Origin of the sequence: Lysinibacillus mangiferihumi (assembly GCF_003049665.1) — a bacterium.
In the GTDB taxonomy this organism is placed as follows: Bacteria; Bacillota; Bacilli; order Bacillales_A; family Planococcaceae; genus Lysinibacillus; species Lysinibacillus mangiferihumi.
In genome coordinates this window covers 22098-37764 of sequence record NZ_PYWM01000019.1, presented here as the reverse complement: position 1 = coordinate 37764, position 15667 = coordinate 22098, and the positions used below count along the sequence as shown (strand labels likewise).

Genomic DNA, 15667 nt, shown 5'->3' with positions numbered 1-15667 from the left:
ACATAGTTAAGCGCTTAATGCAAAGGACTATTAAAACCTTTATCCTCGATTCAATCACATTTGCCACCTTTAATATTCTCAAACGAGGTGATACAATGCCATTTGAAGATAAATTGAGAAAGTATAATCAAATAAAAATTGATCTTTTAAAAATGTCAAAACATCTTGATTTTTGTGATGAGACAGAAAAAAATCTTTACCAAAATATTTGTGTAGAATATACTAAAGAACTTAAGGAAATTAAAAAATCTTTAGAACAAACTTACGGTATTGAGATTTGTAATTCTGACACTAGAAAATAGAAATCCTTGTATTTAATTTTAGGTATAATTAAACTAAACAATCTATGGTAAAGCGACAGAAAGATAAGGAACATGTAAAAAAGCAACAATCTTCGTGTTAAACACAAAGTATTGTTGCTTTTTTTATACAGTTATAAGCAAGCCCTCAAGCTGTGTATCTCAATTAGCTATTTCTTTTGGCAAATCCTTCACCTCATAATCTTTATAACTAATGTGACAGTAACCAGTACTACTTTTTGTGTCACTTTAATCATGCTTTGTTGTTTCAGCAAGTGGTGTGTTCATATACAGGTCACGGGATCGTTGACGCAACGTATCTTGATTGTCGTCGATATCTTCTTTCGTGGAACCACCTTTAAAAATCCAACCAATCATCGATTTTTTACGCTTATTGGCGCCACTATTGGCATAACCTGAATTTATAATTTGTAGTCGCTTGCGAGCACCTGCACGCTTCAATGCTCTTTCAGGCGAAACAACCTCGATCGCTTTATCCAATAAGTTCACTTGTCACACCCCCTACAAATCACGCGGCACAACACGTATCACTCGTCTACGGCTTCGACCAAGCTCTCGCATTTCAGCTAGTGCTAACTCGCTTCTCCAAAACTTTATTTGATCCCTTACTTGCGCCAAATTTGCACGGTCAAAACGTCTATTTTCTAACGAATAACTCTGATTAATGGCGATTTTCTCCTCCGCTTCCAACCAAATAGCTAACCTTTCTCTACATTCATCAACCGTAAATGCCATCTTCTACACTCCTTTAGAAATCACTCTCCGCTTACGTTTTTTCCGCCTCGTTGTTTGCGTATAAATGTTGCTCGTTAAATTATGTTCTGCAAGATAGTTCAAATCCGGATTTAAAATACGTAAAGCAGCTGTTGCATAATTTCGTATATCAAGCGGTTCATTGCGTATATTAGAAGAACGTTTCACCCATTCAATCCGCGGAACACCTTTGAAAAAGCGTGTCACTTTTCTTTCTGCCGTTAAGCCAATAAAAAAAGCCTCGTCATACCCTTTATCCGCTTCTAACGGAAAATGGCAATAACCAGGCTTATCTTCGTATTTATTTTTCAATCGGGAATAAATTAAATCCTTCCCTTCATTGACGCCAAGCGTAAACAAATGTACTTGTTGTCTCCCTACTTTTGACGGTTTATTAATATACGGGACGCCATTACCGCCCTTTCCTTTAATCGCAAATACTCGGCGATGCTCCCTGTCTTTACAAAAATCATAAACCTCACTTGTATAATGCCCACCTGAATCCACACAAGTGGCAGCAACACAAAGCTTTACACCGTCGTTCCGTATATAATCCTTTAATAAAAATGCATCAACTTGATTCCATACAGCTTGCTGCGCTGGATCTCCGTAAAAGATTTTATAAGCTATTCCCCAGGAAATTTCATCCACTCCCCAGCCAACAACCTCCACTTCTAAACGATCATCTTGCACATCGACACCCGCTGTCAGTACTAATACATCCTTAGGCACTTCACAATCATAACGAACACGTCTTGAAACAAGCTTCGTATGGTCTTGGTCATTGGTCTTTTCCTCCCAAGATTCCCCGAGCGTTGTATTGACCCACGTTTTAAATGTTTCTAGCCCTTTACGCTTCGCTTCTTTAAATTCTGCAATAATCTTTGCCCAATTCTCCCAAGGTGATGCTAGTGCATTCAGATGAAAACCTCGCTTCGATGCTTCAGGATTTCGCGCAATCCATTTACCAGGACGTGACTTCCACTCCACTTCGTTATGTTGTGCCTTACAATGCACACATTCCATTGTCACCGTCTGAAAACGAATTTGTGGCCAACTGTAAGGTTGAAATAACCCACAACTCGGACAAGATACACACCATTGTTCCATTGTGCTTTCCTCATATTCAGCTTCAATTCTCGATGCACCTTTTATAGTAGGTGTCGATACTGATACCCATTTACTGTTCCAAAAAGTCTTTGTCCGCTTCTGCGCAAGTGCTAACGGATCTCCTTCTGCACCTGCAGATGCTGGGAACCGGTCTACCTCGTCAGCAAGAATTAATCGAACTGGACGAGAAGAAAGACTTGCAGGTGAATTGGCACCAACAAGCGTTAAATGACCACCAGGAAACTTCTTTTGTAGCAACGTATTATTTCCATCCTTCGCCTTTGGACTATTAATTTTCTTTGTTAATGTAGGTGTATCACGTATCATGGCGGCTATGCGGTCTTTTGAATAGGCCTCCGCCATTTCAAGCGTTGGCTGCATTAAAAGCATTGGAGACGGATCATAATCGATATAGTAACCGATAATATTGTTTAATATTTCGGATTTCCCAACTTGGGCAGAAGACATCACAACAATTTGGTCAACCCCTGGATCATTGACTGCATCCATAATTTCTCTTTGATAGGGTGCACGCTCCGTATTCCATCGACCATGCTCAGCTGACGATTCCTTGGATAGCACACGATGCTTATCTGCCCATTGCGATACCGTAAGCTTTGGAGGAGGTGCTACTAAGCTAGCAATTTCTTTAAACAGGCTCATTGTCTGTTTTTGGACCATCTTCATCACCTTCCAATTCTAATTCAACATTATCCTCTGTAAAATACTGTGCTGCATCATACTCAGCAAGCTCTGCTAATGCCTCATGAATATCTCTTTCTAGTAATGCTTCTATCATTTTCGGGTCATCCTTACTTGCTAAAAGTAACGCTGACTTCGAGGGGAGCGACAACATCTTCGAACGAAACGCCATGACCATGTGATTTTGAATTTTCTCCACCTCATCTGCCTTATGCATTTCTCGTTTTAGATGCGCCAACTCAATTTCAGCCTTCTCCCGTTTCGCCTTCTCATGCAGCCATTTCTCATAATCTAAGGATTCCATCACCTTGTTCTCATCAATGCCATCAAAGGACATTTTCAAAAATGTAATGTAGCGACTGACGGTATCGATCAGATCATAGCGGCCATGAGCAACACGCGCAATCACACCTTCTTCAACTAAATAACGAACATTTCTTTCTGTCATATTAAACATTTTGGCAATCGTTTTCGTATTGACAATCGTTCGATCATCCAATTTCGTTTTCGCAGTCACTCATGCACTCACCTCACAAAATTAACAGGATGGAAGGAACGCCTTTTTTCACACTTTATCTAGCGCTTTTTCGGGCCTCGGAGACCCGCAGGCTGGCGTTCTTGGGTAGAAGAACCTAACAGTTTTTGGAATGATTTTGCATTTCAATGTCCTAATAAAAAAACGACACCTCGACATCGCATCGAAGTATCGTTCACTCATTCCATTAACTTACATTTGTTACACACTAATATATTAACACATTCAAAAACAAAATCTCTGCCACTATTCTGCCAACATTACGCCACCCATTTACTACCATTTCTAATAATTGTCATTAACCATGAATTTTCACATTAACATATCTTATATTCTGTTAAGGTGCATAAAGTGTTAAAAAGCTAGATTTCTCAACACTTTACACGCCATTAAGATTACGAGCTTTACATGTCCTTATTTTGTAAATGTCTTTAGTGTGTGAAAGTGTTAAACAATTTTAGAACTTGCTCCATTTCCTAAAATAAGCAAAATAAAAATAGCACCAACTTATCAGTGCTATTTTAAAATTTCAAACGTTTATTTAATTTTTGATATGCTTGATCGATGGCATCTTGATTTACACCAATATATTTCAATGTAATATAAGGAGCTGAATGATTGAAAATATCTTGCAGCAAGGCGACATCTTTCTCTTCTTGATACACATGATAACCAAAGGTCTTACGTAACGTATGTGTCCCTATTTCGTCCAAGCCATTAGCCAAAGCAGCTGTACGTAAAATCGCATATGCCCTTACTCTTGTAATTGGTTTATTTTTACCTTGGCGTGATTTGAATAAATACTCCTGGTCTTCTTTGTCCTCAATATATGGAGAGAGCACTTTTTGCAGTTCTTTTAAAATTGGAATGCGTTTTGTCTTATTCTGCTTCTTTTTCTGAACCTTTGACTCTTTAATAAACAACACTTGCTTATGACGAACATCTCCTACCTTTAAACGCAAAATATCGCTTATTCTTAGCCCAGTATAAATACCAAAACAAAAAAGCAATTCATCACGTGGATTGTCTTGCAACGTTTTACGAACTTCACGAATCTTGTCTACATCACGTATTGGCTGGACAAAATTCATTGGCTCCTCACCTCATCCCCCTCATATACTTCTACGTGCAATGCTAATGCCAATTTATACAATGCTTGTGCCTTAATACGATAAAACGTTCGCTCACTAATATGAAGCTTTTTTGAAATTTGATAATTAAACATAGGTGTTTCCTCTAAACAAGCCATTACAATAATCTGTCGCTCTTTTTGCGTAAGCTTATAAAATGCACGATTAAATCTTTCAAAAAAGGCTTTCGCTTTCTGGTAGTGCTCTACATTTCGAATTGCTGCTTCTTCAACTTTTGAATGGAATCCTCCACTGTAAGATGGCATGTTTAACGTATAATTCGCAGTAATAGTCGGTAACAAATCCTCCGGTGTCGTTAGTTGATATGTTCGATATTGTCGTAAAACCTTTTCAATGGCTTTTTGTGTTGCCTTGCCATCAATATTTTTTAGAATATCCACTATCATTCACTCCTTTGGTTAAAAAATAAAAGGAGGACAACAAATGGCAACAGTTGTAGCTGCTATCCATTGTTGTCCTCCAGTGAGCTGGTAGAACTATACAATTATAGTGTAACTCTTATTATTTTCCTTTTCTTTCTCACTAATAATTAATTCAATTATGGATTTCAATAATAAAGCTCTATTTTTCATCCCTTTAAAACTATAAAAAATCATATGAATAATGATTAATGTGAATAATCCTGAATTTGCGAATTGGATAAGTAATGTTAAAAGCCCTAATTTACTTTCATTATTATTTATAATATTTATTGCACTAGTTATAAATAATCCTGAAATTATTACTGTAATAGTGCTTATTAAAATTTTTTTACTAATATCTGATAAAAAATAAAGGAAACCCGATTTTAGTTTTATTTCAATTGCTTGCCTAATAATATAGTAATCGTGTAAATTCGGTCCTACTTTCTCTATTACTTTCGCTTTAAACATTTTAAGATCAGCTAAATCATTATTTCCCTCTTTTTGATTTCCAACTATTTCATAGATAAATAAATCCGTATCAAATTCATCACCTAAGCGAATATATAACTGACGCTTTTTACTATTCTGTTCTTTCACTAATTTAAATTCACTATTATCCGAACTATCTCTAAACCCTTTTAAATATGGTCCTAGTAACAGTATTATAAATATTAATATTACTACTTGTGTAACTAATTTCCCCTGGTCTTCGTTAATAAAAATATCCAAAAAAAGTTGTATTACTATATAAATAATTGATAATCCAATATATGAAAAAAATACTTTACTCATATTTCCCACCCATATCCTAATATGTACTCAGTGTTTAATCACTTAAAAGGATACAATACATAGCAATAATTAATACATTGAACCTTTCAGAAAAAGTTTTGAGAAAAAACAATAATAAAGAACTTAATTACTTTAAATTGTATTTGTATCATCATTATTTAACATACTCTCTTTTAAAGTTATAGCATTTCTAACGTAATTTAAATAGACTACCCTTCTACTATCTGTTATGTACGTAAAAAAATGAAATAACGAAATAAATACTATTAAAAAAAATACAGCGTATAACATGCCATTGAAACCTAATCCATAAACTTGATCAAATAATTGGTTTACCTCTTCAATACCTTCTCCATTATTTATTTTAGCATCAATTAATTTCATGGCTACATTATTGAAATACCCGAATAATCCAGAAAATCCAATTCCAATAATTGAAAATAATATTACACATAATGATATGTAAATACTAAAAAAGTCTTTATTAAATCTAATCGAATTCTCGCTTGAGGACATTAAACCGTTTTCAAGATAATTTAATTCGACTTTAGAATGATTAATCGCTAACTCTTCAACAAAATTCATCTCATCAATCATAGTTTTTCCTACTAGACATTCTTTTTTTAATTTTCTCATGTAACTATAAGAACCCTTTGAATTTCTCTTAATACAATCTATCTGACTTCGATCCATTGCTAAAAACACCCCAAAATAAATTAATTTAATTACTGAATTTATATATACTTGAATATGCATTAAATATTTTTTATTGTTTTTTCATAGTATTTCTTCGTTTCTTTATTTCTTAAAATACAAGCCATTTTTACTTCTAAAACAGAAGACATTTTATTAATTATTTCATACATTTTATCATTTTCTAAAATATTATTTTCAAATTTAAACATCTGTTGATAAAATGCTGCCCAAAATATAGCTGCATCGTCAAACTCAATATCACTTTTAGGACCAACAATGGAAATAAAATCACTACCATGCATACCTACTTTTATATTTTCTCCACATACTGAACATGATGATAGAAACAACCTTTTTTTTAAACCTTTAACAGTAAACATATCTTTGAATTCCTTAAATGGATATGTATTATTTAGAGTCATAGCAATGCCATTTGCATTACCATGACATGATAAATGAAGGTATTTAAATTTAGATTTTTCAAACTGTTTAATCATAACTTGTAACTCTTCATTTGTCCGAATATAACGATAATCTACAGGTATTTCTACCATCTTTAATATTCTTCTTAATATTTCTCCTTCGAATCGTTCACTTTCTTCATCTTTTAATGATAAAGATTCAATAATAAATACACCATTAACTGTGTTATGTCTAATAATTATTCACACCTTTCTTTTTTTCAATAATTTCTAAAATATTACTAAAACTTATTCTATACGCATTAATCTCTACATAAATATTCCATTACCTAAGTCTTAGTTAGTACTATTATAACAATATAAATATTCCCATCAAGACTAATATTTTACTTCAAAACTCCTCCCCCTCATCAAACTCAACACGTCTCACCTTCCCTTGATACGTCACAATCTTTGTCTTAGCGTGTGCTGGGAGCTCGGTGAATTTTGCGATGCCATCGGAGAGGACGATGACGCAGTTTTCGGGGAGTTCCATGATGTCGATTTGTAGGATGCCGTCGTTCGAAATGACTAGTGGTTTTAATCGCATAAATGCTTCCCCCTTATGCTATAATGATACTACCGGTAGCAAGGGAGAAGCCTTTGCTCTATCAAAGCTATGGTTGCCGCCATAGCTTTTTTAATTAAACATGACTAAATTGCTTAACACTTGATAGCAACGTTCTTTTTCTTTAAAACATTCATGCAAACGATCATTTTCAATTTCGTAAAATTTAGCTGTTTTGCGAATGGTATGTTTGCCGATATGGATTTCTTCATCATCATGAAGCTGATTGAGTGCCTGATAAATAGGGTCCAGCGAAACGCCAATGATCTCATAAATATTCACATTATCCATTTTCATCCCTCTCTTTTCTTCAAGTTAAAGTCACTTTTATAACTCATCCAACGTCTTCACTAGCTCTTCATCTGACATATTGCGAAGCATTTCCTCTGCGTAGTTTTTGCGTAGCATGATAATGGCAATAATCTCTTCACGTTCTTGCTTAGACAATCCCTCTCACCCCTTTGTGCAAATCTAGACGATACAAGTTATATTGTCCTGCCGCTGCATGACCAAGATAGGCTGGAAATTGCACGATGGATTTGCGGTATTCTATCAGTGAAGTTTGTATATCGAAATCGGCAAAATACATCACCTTTGTTAATAATCGATGGGCTTCCGTAATGGTTCCTGGCAGTTCACCAAATAACGTTTGATGCAGCATGTTGACCTCCAGTGGATCACTAGCAAAGTAAAAAGCATATTGCGCGAAGCTTTTAACGACGTATAGCTTAATGTGGCCAATGCCAAGGACATTTCGATTGGTCATTTCCCGCACTGCCGCGTCATCATAGGCCACCTCTAGCAATTTACTAGAATCATCCTCCAACTGAATTTGTTGTGTAGACACAGCCCAATAGACTTGATGGGCAAACCAACACAATTCAAACTCTGTGGCATACTCCAAAACCTCCTTCACTGTGATAAAGTCGCTCATCTTGCAACACTCCAAGCTATATTGGACAGTCGGCCCGTGTCTTTTACATAGCTAGCAAAAACCGTCCCAGTTGGTCCATTTCGATGCTTAGCGATAATAAACTCCAACATATTTTGGCGTTCGGATTCTTTGGCGTAGTAATCATCGCGATATAAAAATGCTATGACATCAGCGTCTTGTTCGATATTGCCTGAATCTCGTAAATCGCTCATTACAGGGCGTTTGTCCTGACGTTGTTCGACACTGCGATTGAGTTGAGCTAGGCAAATAACAGGGCAATTAAACTCTTTTGCCATTTGCTTTAAATCCCAGGATATTTGGCCAATTGCTTGAGTTTGATTATCACGTGGATTGCTTACTCGAATGATTTGCAAGTAATCGATTAAGATAACGGGCTTTTTATCAGGGTTGGCCTTAATGATTTTTCGTGCAGTAGCTCGAATCTGTGGGACGGTCATCCCTGCTCGATCATCAATTTCGATATTGGCATTATCAAGCATGCCGAGCGTTGACATCCACTTTTCTTTTTGTCCGTCTGTAAAATACTCATAGGGATTGCGCATCTTTAAGCGATTAAAATTGCCTGTTGCGGCAATAAGGCGATCAATTAGCGTGGTGCGACTCATTTCCAGTGAGAAGATGATTGGTAAATAGCCATCCCATCCCGCTTTTAGTGCGATATGGTTCATCGTGTCCGTTTTCCCCATCGAGGGTCTAGCTGCAATAATCGTAAGCTCAGCATCTTGAAAACCGTTTAGTAGCTTATCCAAATCGAGTAGCCCTGTAAGCACACCTGTTTTGCTGTTTTCTTGCTCGAAAGGTCGCTTCGCCATTTGCATTAAGTCGGCTTTAATGCTCGTATTGGTAGTCGTATATTGCATCATGAGCTTGTCCAGTGCCTGTTGAATTTCCGCTATGCCCCAATCTTCTTGCTGTGCTTGCTCCATCATTTGACGCTTCGATCGCTCTCGCCAATTCTCCAGCACAATGGTTTCATACTCCTCAAATTTCGTTGCACTCGCAAAGCTCCCAAGCTCCGCTAAATAATTTGCCCCACCAAGTTCAATCGGCTCTCGTGTTGTCAGCAATGTGATATAGTCAACAGCTTTACGTTCACTGACAAGCTGTAACATGCTCGTAAAAATATTTTGATGTACTTGCGAAATAAAATGGGCTGCCTCTAAGTTGCTATCTGCAATTAAATAATTTTCATGGAGCATCGTTCCCAGTAGACTTTTTTCAGCTAGCTCGATGCTAATGTTTTGGTATGCCATTACAGATCTTCCCCCTTGCTAAAATCTAAATCGAGTGATTCAGGCAAATGAGTTTGGTTTGTTGGTACGCTCTGTTTTTCGTTCAAGTAGCTTTCAAATTTTGTAGCGTTGAACAACGTATCTGGACGCAAGTATTTATTCATGTCCGGATTGTGCAGCCACTGTTTGACCTTTGTATCGATGACACATTTGAAGTGCTCCAACGTATAGCCATCCTTCAGTCGGGCATGGATAAGTCGCTTGGTAGCAGCTGTTGTGGCTTTAAAGTTTTTCTGAGCTGTTTTGTTTAAGTAAGCAATAATTTCATGCACAATGTCGAGTTGCTCGACATTATTATTATTTTTATTACTCTTAATATCTTTGGTTATTGGTGCGGTCAAAGTGTCCTCACTTGATGAGGTCAACTTGTCCCCCTGTGTAGGGTCATGTTGTCCACATGTGTCTGGACATTTTGACTCGCTCGATAGGTCATGTTGTCCCATCGTTATATAACCAAGTTTTGTATAATTTAGCCGATACCATTTCGTCTTGTCGATTTTATATTTGTTGTATTGATCCGTTGAAATGATATAGCCATTCTCCTCAAGTTTTCTAATCGTACGCCTAATCGTTTTTTCAGACCAAAACGGAAACTCCTTTTTCCAGTGCTGATAGCTGTTAAACACCCATTTATGCCCGTCATAGACATGTGCAGAAATCAGCAATTTATAATGCAATTGCTGTAATACAATCGCCTCATTCAAGCCTACCTTAGTAGCTAAACTAGGCAGAACTTGTAAAGGCGGTTCATTGATGAGTAGATTCATGTGTCTGCCCCTCCTCTCCATGTGGAAATAAAGTGCAAAGCATCTTGAAGCTTGCACTGTGGAACATCTCGATATGACACCACTTGATAACGGCGTTTGATTTCACGATAAAGGGACGCGAAAAAGGCTGGACGGCGCGCTTGCACCATACACAATTGATTTACACGTTCAGTCACCGCTTGTCGTAAACGCTTTTGCTCGCCTGTATGTAGTGTGATTCCATGTAGCTGTTGTTCAATTTCCTGTACACGTTGCTCCAAGGCTAATAAGCGTTTCTCGTCATAGGGCAATGAAATGGCTTGTACTTGCTGCAATTCGGTTGTCAGTTTGTAATACTGCGCAACAAGCAGGTGGTATGCCTCCCACGCCTTGTCACTTTTGAGTGACTTCGCTAACAAAAATGCCCCTTCTTCTGTCCACAGGTATAGCAATGATACAAATTTGAGGGTGGCGTCATTTTGTCGCCCACCTTTAAATTGTTTCAGTGCCTCCCCTGTTAGCGCAAAGTAATGCGTACCTTCTTGATAATGCTCCTTGTTTCGTTGAAAATTTCGTATTAACGACTTACTGTCCACTTCGTACGCCTCAGCAATTTGAGCCGTTGTTAACACCTTTTTATCCGCGTGTTGAATCTCTGTTAAATCCATGCGACTTCTCCTTTCATAAGGGTGGCGACAAATTGTCGCCACCCTATGAGTGCAAGGTTGCAACATCAAATTCACTAGACAATTGATGAACCCTAAAAATAAATCAAACCATTTGCAATTGATTCTCTAAATCTTCCACTAATTCAATAGCATCTCTTATAGCAGTAACTCGACCCTTTTGTGCGAAGTAATCCTTTTGATTGCTTACATACAAACAACTATCGTAGGCTTCCGCTACATCGACGGCATAATCCCGTAACAACTCTTCTTCCTGCGCCAGAAATGCATACAGTTTCTCTAAAACTTCTTTCATATCCGTTCCTCCTTTATTGACTTCTATCCAGTTCTTGTCCATAATAAAAGGACAAGATTTTTATTAAATTTTTGAACTGAGACCGACCAAAGCTACAGTTCAACCTTTATGCAGGTGCTATTGCGCTTGCATTTTTTCTTTTTCAATCGAACGAACAGCTACTAAATGAATGCCCTCTACTTCAGCATATAAATGCTCATTTTCAGGCTCAGGAAATTGAGAAAGCTCCATGCGAATGTCCTGAACACCTTTCGTTAAACGTTGAAAATCGTCATATGACACTTGCACATTACAGATTCCATCATAAAAATCTATCCCTAAAACCCCTGCATTTTTTGCCATCGCATGTTTTTCCTTTAACATGGATATCAAATCCTTCATTTCATAATTTGAATAACATATATCTAAATTGGCATTCGCTAACCTATGCAATTTGTATTTAGTTGTCTCTTGATAAGCTAAAAACGCTTTGATTTTTTCCATAGTGTTCTCCTTTCTGATTTCATAAAATAATCCAACATACAAATCCACCAACCATCGGAAGCAATGTTTGTAAAATTGTTAGCCCGTCCATCCCCATTAAAAACGCGACAGCGACCTCTTGCGTATTTGTTTGCTTAAACCATTCCATAAAGGTGATGGCATCAGGAATCTTTACGCTATTTTCGAATTTAGAGATACAAGACTGCGATCGATTCATACGAAATGCCAGTTCTTCTTGTGACAACCCTGCGCGTTCACGACAGGCTTGCAAAATGGCGCCAATTTTCATCGTCTCACCACCTTTCACATTCCAAACCGGAATACAATATTACGTTGTTTTGTTTTAAAATTTTCATATAAAACATTAACCTATGGATCTAAAAGGCTTCACATTTTGCTCTACCCACTCCGTATGATCCTCCACCCATCTCATAAACAAATGTGTTGGAATTAACACCCCCGCTTCACGTAAGACAGGAAAATCCTCTCTTCCTAACAGCTCGGACGTTTTCGTATTCCCAATGCGTAGTAGCTGTTTCAATTCATTCCTCGTAAGCATTGGCGGCAGTGGTCTCACTTGCCAATCCAAGTCATTGAGCGCTGCCCTCATTTCCTCCCTAATTAATGCCCGAAGTTCAGCAGAATCAAAATTTACATTGATCATGTCCTTACCTCCATTATAAATTTTGACCTATATCCAAAATTGTAATTAAATGTAAATAATTTGTTTCATCCTGTTTCGTTTATGTTCTTAAAATTAAGGGTTAGTTACTGAAAGTCTCATTCATTTTTGTTCTCTTTCGTTTACATTCGTACAATTTCTTGAAAACTGGAAAAAAAGTGCCCCCCTCCAAGTCAAGTACTTTTTTTATAAATCCGGAAATAATTCAAAAATTGATGTCTCCAGAACCACTTCCAACTGCAATGAAACCTCTAATCCTGGTTTAACTCGACCACTCTCAATAGCGCTTATCATAGCAGTTGAACAGCCGACCATTTTCCCTAACTGTGCTTGCGTAAGTTGTCTCGCTTTCCTTTCAGCAATCATCCGCTCACGCTTAACCCCTTTTACATTTCGAAACTCATCCGAAGGTAGAGGCTTTTTGCGCTTTTTCTTACGCTTCGGTTTTGTCATGCTCCATCCCAAACTTCTCACCTCCCCTTAAATCATCCAAACTCACTTCTAATGCATCTGCTAGTTTGCACATTATTTTGAATGTAGGATTTGGATTCTCGCTATTTTCAATCATTTGGATAGTAGAATCTTTCACTCCTGATAGTTTCGCTAACTGGTAACGGGATATTCCTTTTGTTTTTCTAATAGTTTTTAAACAAAACACAATATAGCCACCCTTTTTTAGCAAATATCAATATATTCATAGGTTTGAATCTTAAGGAGATCACTTTAAGAAAACACCAGACATCATTTATATTAGTTGGTAAGATTAGCACCTTCACTGGTGCTAACCTTCCTCTACTGTAGTGTTGTTAAGCATTTGAATTCTACCTTTCTGTGAATCTATAAAATTTACAAGGCTTTATTACTATTCGAATAACTAAAACTTCACACGCTCAGAGCGATAGTCTAAATCCATACGAATGAACCCAAGCATGGCGTATGCATCGTTGTACGTCATGTTTACTTCTTTAAAAAGCTCTATGATTTTATTAGACATATCTATCGCCTCTTCTAAAGTACAATCTTTCCAAATGTTACAAGCATACGCCTCTTCCAAGCTCCTTACATTTGGTGGATAATTTCGTAACAAGTACTCTTTGAAAGTTTGTTTACGCATCTTTCTCACCTCCTTTCAATAAGTAGTTAATCCGACCATACGACTGCATATACAACGAGAAAATAATCAATACTACCGTTAGGAAGTTCATTTTAACAACATATATATGAGTATCATTGTTTGAATTGCTATGAGAATTCGAAGGTACTTGTCTCTAAGTAATAAGGACTGCACACCTTGTTCAATCACATGAAGTAATAGTGTCGTTTCAGACTCCGTACCCGCAGAATTTCCCTTTTCAGAATCAATCATTTTAATCAACCCCCTTAACAAACTTCACAATTCGTGTAGTTTAAGTGTAAAAAATTTCTCCTACAGTTTTATTATAGTAGGAGGCTATTTTCACTTTAATGTCATCTTTAGGAATGCGTTGTCCATTCTCATACATTTGTACCGCACTTACACTTACTCCAATGCCTTTAGATACTTCTTCACGGGAAGTATCTCCCCGTAATTCCATTAAAATTTTTCCTATTCTTTCCCTATTCACTTAACCACCCCTCTAAAGTACACGAATCGTGTTGTTATTTATAATATAAAACAAGACAAAATGTGAAGTCAATTAAAATTTAGAAATTTTTCTTTAACACAATATGTGTTATTATAAAGATAGGTGATAAAATTATGACAGAACCTTTTGGTCAAAAACTTAGGACTCTTCGAAAGCGTAAAAATATATCTCAAAAAGAGTTTGGTAAATTTTTCGGTCTAGCTGAAAGCACAATTAGTATGTATGAGCGCGATGAGAGACGACCTGATTTTGACTTACTTAATAAATTTGCTGATTATTTTGAAGTCAGTACCGATTACCTTCTTGGTCGTACTGACAAACTTGAACTTTTACAGCAAGAAAGAGACGATGCTGCTTTTGAAGCTTTCGCCAATGATCCAGAGCTGAATGTGTTTTATAAAGAGCTCCCTAAATCAGATGAGGAAGCTGTACGTAAGCTACGGAACATTTGGGAAATCATTAAAAACGAAAAAAAATAAGCTATACATCGATATGATGTATAGCATTTCTGTTCTGCATACAAATCTACTGAATAATGGGTGGTGCTAATTGTGAAACAAATTTCTTCGGTGATTGGTGCAATTGCTTTACCGTTTGTTTCAAAATTAATAATTCCAGATAATATTTCCTTAAATACACAACTATTAATGCTTATTTCTTATTTCTTACTTATTACTGCTGTTTTAGCAGGAATTTTTTATTTTCGAACTAAGGATTTAATAAAAACTTTAATAGAAGTTAAACAAGAATCCAAAGAGAGTATTCTAAAATTAGAATCCAAATACGAAAATGAGATTATTCAACTAAAAGATGAAATTAGAAATCTTGAAAATAATAGGGAAGGTTTAAAAAACATGATTACTTCCAAAGGAGAGGAAAACATGCAATTAAGATCACTTCTTTCACTGTATGCCTACTCACATCCGATTGAAAGACGGCAAGAGCTTGAACATGCTGCTAGTATACATATAGGGGGACTAAACCATGGAAGCGAAAGTAATTAAAATTATTGACGACTATAGAATTGTTCTCAATGTCGGATCAAATGATAGAGTAACTGAAGGAATGCTTTTTCAAATTATAGAAAAACAAGGTGAAGAAATACTTGATCCTGATACTGGTGAGTCCTATGGTACTTTGGATATAGTAAAAGCTACTCTTAGAGTAATAGCTGTCTATCCCAAAATGTGTATTTGTACGAACAGTAAATCGACGAAGGCTCTTGGTGATCCCCTTGCATTTTCAATTACAGCCCGATTAAATGTTAATCTAAATCAAGTAAGCGGTGGATATAATCAAAACATCATTTCACCTATTCAACTCGGTGATTTGGCATATAAAAAGTAATCAATTATTTACCATTTCGAAATATAAAAAGAGAAGAATAGAATATGCTACAACTACATGTTCT

At 36.5% G+C, this 15667-nt stretch carries 29 protein-coding genes; 4 read left to right on the top strand and 25 right to left on the bottom strand.

Translation table 11 applies throughout. The annotated features are described in order from the left end of the window. Positions 1-95: 95 nt before the first annotated feature. Positions 96-302: a hypothetical protein gene (locus tag C9J37_RS17015; RefSeq protein WP_107896299.1), complete on the top strand. Its 207-nt coding sequence runs from the start codon at positions 96-98 to the stop codon at positions 300-302. 246 nt (positions 303-548) lie between these two features. Here the strand turns inward: C9J37_RS17015 and C9J37_RS17010 are convergent, their stop codons facing one another. The 25 genes from C9J37_RS17010 to C9J37_RS16900 all read right to left on the bottom strand — a co-directional run bounded on the left by C9J37_RS17010 (position 549) and on the right by C9J37_RS16900 (position 14235). Further along, positions 549-809, bottom strand: a complete 261-nt coding sequence (locus tag C9J37_RS17010; RefSeq protein ID WP_201262183.1) for a hypothetical protein — start codon at positions 807-809, stop codon at positions 549-551. Between the two features lie 12 nt (positions 810-821). Next, positions 822-1055, bottom strand: coding sequence for a DUF6148 family protein (locus C9J37_RS17005; RefSeq protein WP_235617151.1), 234 nt, complete (start codon positions 1053-1055; stop codon positions 822-824). A 3-nt stretch (positions 1056-1058) separates the two neighbouring features. Next, positions 1059-2864: a phage terminase large subunit family protein gene (locus C9J37_RS17000; protein ID WP_201262182.1), complete on the bottom strand. Its 1806-nt coding sequence runs from the start codon at positions 2862-2864 to the stop codon at positions 1059-1061. Continuing rightward, positions 2833-3402 carry a hypothetical protein gene (locus C9J37_RS16995; RefSeq protein WP_025219720.1) on the bottom strand — a complete coding sequence of 190 codons (570 nt, stop codon included), beginning with the start codon at positions 3400-3402 and terminating at the stop codon, positions 2833-2835. The genes C9J37_RS17000 and C9J37_RS16995 overlap by 32 nt, the downstream gene beginning before the upstream one ends. Positions 3403-3941: 539 nt before the next feature. Then, positions 3942-4511 (bottom strand): tyrosine-type recombinase/integrase, encoded by a 570-nt coding sequence (locus C9J37_RS16990; protein ID WP_107896297.1) that lies wholly within the window; start codon positions 4509-4511, stop codon positions 3942-3944. Then, on the bottom strand, positions 4508-4951 hold the full coding sequence (locus C9J37_RS16985; RefSeq protein ID WP_167397339.1) for an ArpU family phage packaging/lysis transcriptional regulator: 444 nt from the start codon (positions 4949-4951) through the stop codon (positions 4508-4510). The genes C9J37_RS16990 and C9J37_RS16985 overlap by 4 nt, the downstream gene beginning before the upstream one ends. Positions 4952-5047: 96 nt before the next feature. Further along, complete coding sequence (locus C9J37_RS16980) at positions 5048-5767, bottom strand: hypothetical protein (protein WP_107896295.1); 720 nt, start codon at positions 5765-5767, stop codon at positions 5048-5050. Between the two features lie 132 nt (positions 5768-5899). Beyond that, the gene (locus C9J37_RS16975) at positions 5900-6460 is read right to left on the bottom strand and encodes a hypothetical protein (protein WP_153063497.1); all 561 of its coding nucleotides are present in this window, start codon (positions 6458-6460) and stop codon (positions 5900-5902) included. A gap of 62 nt (positions 6461-6522) precedes the next feature. After that, positions 6523-7017, bottom strand: coding sequence for a hypothetical protein (locus C9J37_RS16970; protein WP_107896293.1), 495 nt, complete (start codon positions 7015-7017; stop codon positions 6523-6525). A 259-nt stretch (positions 7018-7276) separates the two neighbouring features. Continuing rightward, positions 7277-7474, bottom strand: coding sequence for an XtrA/YqaO family protein (locus tag C9J37_RS16965; RefSeq protein ID WP_107896292.1), 198 nt, complete (start codon positions 7472-7474; stop codon positions 7277-7279). Between the two features lie 90 nt (positions 7475-7564). Next, the gene (locus C9J37_RS16960) at positions 7565-7783 is read right to left on the bottom strand and encodes a hypothetical protein (protein ID WP_107896291.1); all 219 of its coding nucleotides are present in this window, start codon (positions 7781-7783) and stop codon (positions 7565-7567) included. Between the two features lie 36 nt (positions 7784-7819). Next, positions 7820-7939, bottom strand: coding sequence for a BH0509 family protein (locus C9J37_RS28025; protein ID WP_137067835.1), 120 nt, complete (start codon positions 7937-7939; stop codon positions 7820-7822). After that, a complete protein-coding gene (locus C9J37_RS16955; protein WP_107896290.1) occupies positions 7932-8426 on the bottom strand; it encodes a hypothetical protein in 495 nt (164 codons plus the stop codon). The genes C9J37_RS28025 and C9J37_RS16955 overlap by 8 nt, the downstream gene beginning before the upstream one ends. Beyond that, entirely contained in the window at positions 8423-9700 is a 1278-nt protein-coding gene (locus tag C9J37_RS16950; RefSeq protein ID WP_107896289.1) for a replicative DNA helicase, read from the bottom strand. Before C9J37_RS16950 ends, C9J37_RS16955 begins: the two co-directional genes overlap by 4 nt. Then, the gene (locus C9J37_RS16945) at positions 9700-10506 is read right to left on the bottom strand and encodes a conserved phage C-terminal domain-containing protein (RefSeq protein ID WP_107896288.1); all 807 of its coding nucleotides are present in this window, start codon (positions 10504-10506) and stop codon (positions 9700-9702) included. The genes C9J37_RS16950 and C9J37_RS16945 overlap by 1 nt, the downstream gene beginning before the upstream one ends. Beyond that, entirely contained in the window at positions 10503-11153 is a 651-nt protein-coding gene (locus C9J37_RS16940) for an ORF6N domain-containing protein (protein WP_167397338.1), read from the bottom strand. The genes C9J37_RS16945 and C9J37_RS16940 overlap by 4 nt, the downstream gene beginning before the upstream one ends. Positions 11154-11256: 103 nt before the next feature. Further along, on the bottom strand, positions 11257-11466 hold the full coding sequence (locus tag C9J37_RS16935) for a hypothetical protein (RefSeq protein ID WP_107896286.1): 210 nt from the start codon (positions 11464-11466) through the stop codon (positions 11257-11259). Between the two features lie 117 nt (positions 11467-11583). Then, a complete protein-coding gene (locus tag C9J37_RS16930) occupies positions 11584-11949 on the bottom strand; it encodes a hypothetical protein (protein WP_107896285.1) in 366 nt (121 codons plus the stop codon). A 19-nt stretch (positions 11950-11968) separates the two neighbouring features. Further along, entirely contained in the window at positions 11969-12238 is a 270-nt protein-coding gene (locus C9J37_RS16925; RefSeq protein WP_025219733.1) for a type II toxin-antitoxin system RelB family anti-toxin, read from the bottom strand. A gap of 75 nt (positions 12239-12313) precedes the next feature. Then, positions 12314-12613, bottom strand: a complete 300-nt coding sequence (locus C9J37_RS16920) for a hypothetical protein (protein WP_107896284.1) — start codon at positions 12611-12613, stop codon at positions 12314-12316. A 204-nt stretch (positions 12614-12817) separates the two neighbouring features. Then, positions 12818-13096 (bottom strand): helix-turn-helix transcriptional regulator, encoded by a 279-nt coding sequence (locus C9J37_RS16915; RefSeq protein WP_153063496.1) that lies wholly within the window; start codon positions 13094-13096, stop codon positions 12818-12820. Next, positions 13065-13289 (bottom strand): helix-turn-helix domain-containing protein, encoded by a 225-nt coding sequence (locus C9J37_RS16910; protein ID WP_201262181.1) that lies wholly within the window; start codon positions 13287-13289, stop codon positions 13065-13067. Before C9J37_RS16910 ends, C9J37_RS16915 begins: the two co-directional genes overlap by 32 nt. A 216-nt stretch (positions 13290-13505) precedes the next feature. After that, positions 13506-13745: a hypothetical protein gene (locus C9J37_RS16905; protein WP_107896282.1), complete on the bottom strand. Its 240-nt coding sequence runs from the start codon at positions 13743-13745 to the stop codon at positions 13506-13508. An 87-nt stretch (positions 13746-13832) separates the two neighbouring features. Then, entirely contained in the window at positions 13833-13997 is a 165-nt protein-coding gene (locus tag C9J37_RS28335; protein ID WP_167397337.1) for a hypothetical protein, read from the bottom strand. A gap of 40 nt (positions 13998-14037) precedes the next feature. Continuing rightward, positions 14038-14235 (bottom strand): helix-turn-helix domain-containing protein, encoded by a 198-nt coding sequence (locus C9J37_RS16900; protein ID WP_107896281.1) that lies wholly within the window; start codon positions 14233-14235, stop codon positions 14038-14040. 134 nt (positions 14236-14369) lie between these two features. On the opposite strand from C9J37_RS16900, the gene C9J37_RS16895 reads away from it, so the two are divergent. The 3 genes from C9J37_RS16895 (at position 14370) to C9J37_RS16885 (ending at position 15603) form a co-directional block, all read left to right on the top strand. After that, positions 14370-14735, top strand: a complete 366-nt coding sequence (locus C9J37_RS16895) for a helix-turn-helix domain-containing protein (RefSeq protein ID WP_107896280.1) — start codon at positions 14370-14372, stop codon at positions 14733-14735. Between the two features lie 72 nt (positions 14736-14807). Further along, positions 14808-15260, top strand: coding sequence for a hypothetical protein (locus C9J37_RS16890; protein WP_107896279.1), 453 nt, complete (start codon positions 14808-14810; stop codon positions 15258-15260). Then, positions 15241-15603, top strand: a complete 363-nt coding sequence (locus tag C9J37_RS16885) for a hypothetical protein (protein WP_107896278.1) — start codon at positions 15241-15243, stop codon at positions 15601-15603. The genes C9J37_RS16890 and C9J37_RS16885 overlap by 20 nt, the downstream gene beginning before the upstream one ends. The last annotated feature ends 64 nt before the right edge of the window (positions 15604-15667 follow it).

Coding starts and splice junctions, on each gene's coding strand:
- C9J37_RS17015 (WP_107896299.1), top strand. CDS start 96: ATGCCATTTGAAGATAAATTGAGAAAGTATAATCAAATAAAAATTGAT.
- C9J37_RS17005 (WP_235617151.1), bottom strand. CDS start 1,055: ATGGCATTTACGGTTGATGAATGTAGAGAAAGGTTAGCTATTTGGTTG.
- C9J37_RS17000 (WP_201262182.1), bottom strand. CDS start 2,864: ATGGTCCAAAAACAGACAATGAGCCTGTTTAAAGAAATTGCTAGCTTA.
- C9J37_RS16990 (WP_107896297.1), bottom strand. CDS start 4,511: ATGAATTTTGTCCAGCCAATACGTGATGTAGACAAGATTCGTGAAGTT.
- C9J37_RS16980 (WP_107896295.1), bottom strand. CDS start 5,767: ATGAGTAAAGTATTTTTTTCATATATTGGATTATCAATTATTTATATA.
- C9J37_RS16975 (WP_153063497.1), bottom strand. CDS start 6,460: ATGGATCGAAGTCAGATAGATTGTATTAAGAGAAATTCAAAGGGTTCT.
- C9J37_RS16970 (WP_107896293.1), bottom strand. CDS start 7,017: ATGGTAGAAATACCTGTAGATTATCGTTATATTCGGACAAATGAAGAG.
- C9J37_RS16965 (WP_107896292.1), bottom strand. CDS start 7,474: ATGCGATTAAAACCACTAGTCATTTCGAACGACGGCATCCTACAAATC.
- C9J37_RS16960 (WP_107896291.1), bottom strand. CDS start 7,783: ATGGATAATGTGAATATTTATGAGATCATTGGCGTTTCGCTGGACCCT.
- C9J37_RS16955 (WP_107896290.1), bottom strand. CDS start 8,426: ATGAGCGACTTTATCACAGTGAAGGAGGTTTTGGAGTATGCCACAGAG.
- C9J37_RS16950 (WP_107896289.1), bottom strand. CDS start 9,700: ATGGCATACCAAAACATTAGCATCGAGCTAGCTGAAAAAAGTCTACTG.
- C9J37_RS16945 (WP_107896288.1), bottom strand. CDS start 10,506: ATGAATCTACTCATCAATGAACCGCCTTTACAAGTTCTGCCTAGTTTA.
- C9J37_RS16940 (WP_167397338.1), bottom strand. CDS start 11,153: ATGGATTTAACAGAGATTCAACACGCGGATAAAAAGGTGTTAACAACG.
- C9J37_RS16935 (WP_107896286.1), bottom strand. CDS start 11,466: ATGAAAGAAGTTTTAGAGAAACTGTATGCATTTCTGGCGCAGGAAGAA.
- C9J37_RS16930 (WP_107896285.1), bottom strand. CDS start 11,949: ATGGAAAAAATCAAAGCGTTTTTAGCTTATCAAGAGACAACTAAATAC.
- C9J37_RS16925 (WP_025219733.1), bottom strand. CDS start 12,238: ATGAAAATTGGCGCCATTTTGCAAGCCTGTCGTGAACGCGCAGGGTTG.
- C9J37_RS16920 (WP_107896284.1), bottom strand. CDS start 12,613: ATGATCAATGTAAATTTTGATTCTGCTGAACTTCGGGCATTAATTAGG.
- C9J37_RS16905 (WP_107896282.1), bottom strand. CDS start 13,745: ATGCGTAAACAAACTTTCAAAGAGTACTTGTTACGAAATTATCCACCA.
- C9J37_RS28335 (WP_167397337.1), bottom strand. CDS start 13,997: ATGATTGATTCTGAAAAGGGAAATTCTGCGGGTACGGAGTCTGAAACG.
- C9J37_RS16895 (WP_107896280.1), top strand. CDS start 14,370: ATGACAGAACCTTTTGGTCAAAAACTTAGGACTCTTCGAAAGCGTAAA.
- C9J37_RS16885 (WP_107896278.1), top strand. CDS start 15,241: ATGGAAGCGAAAGTAATTAAAATTATTGACGACTATAGAATTGTTCTC.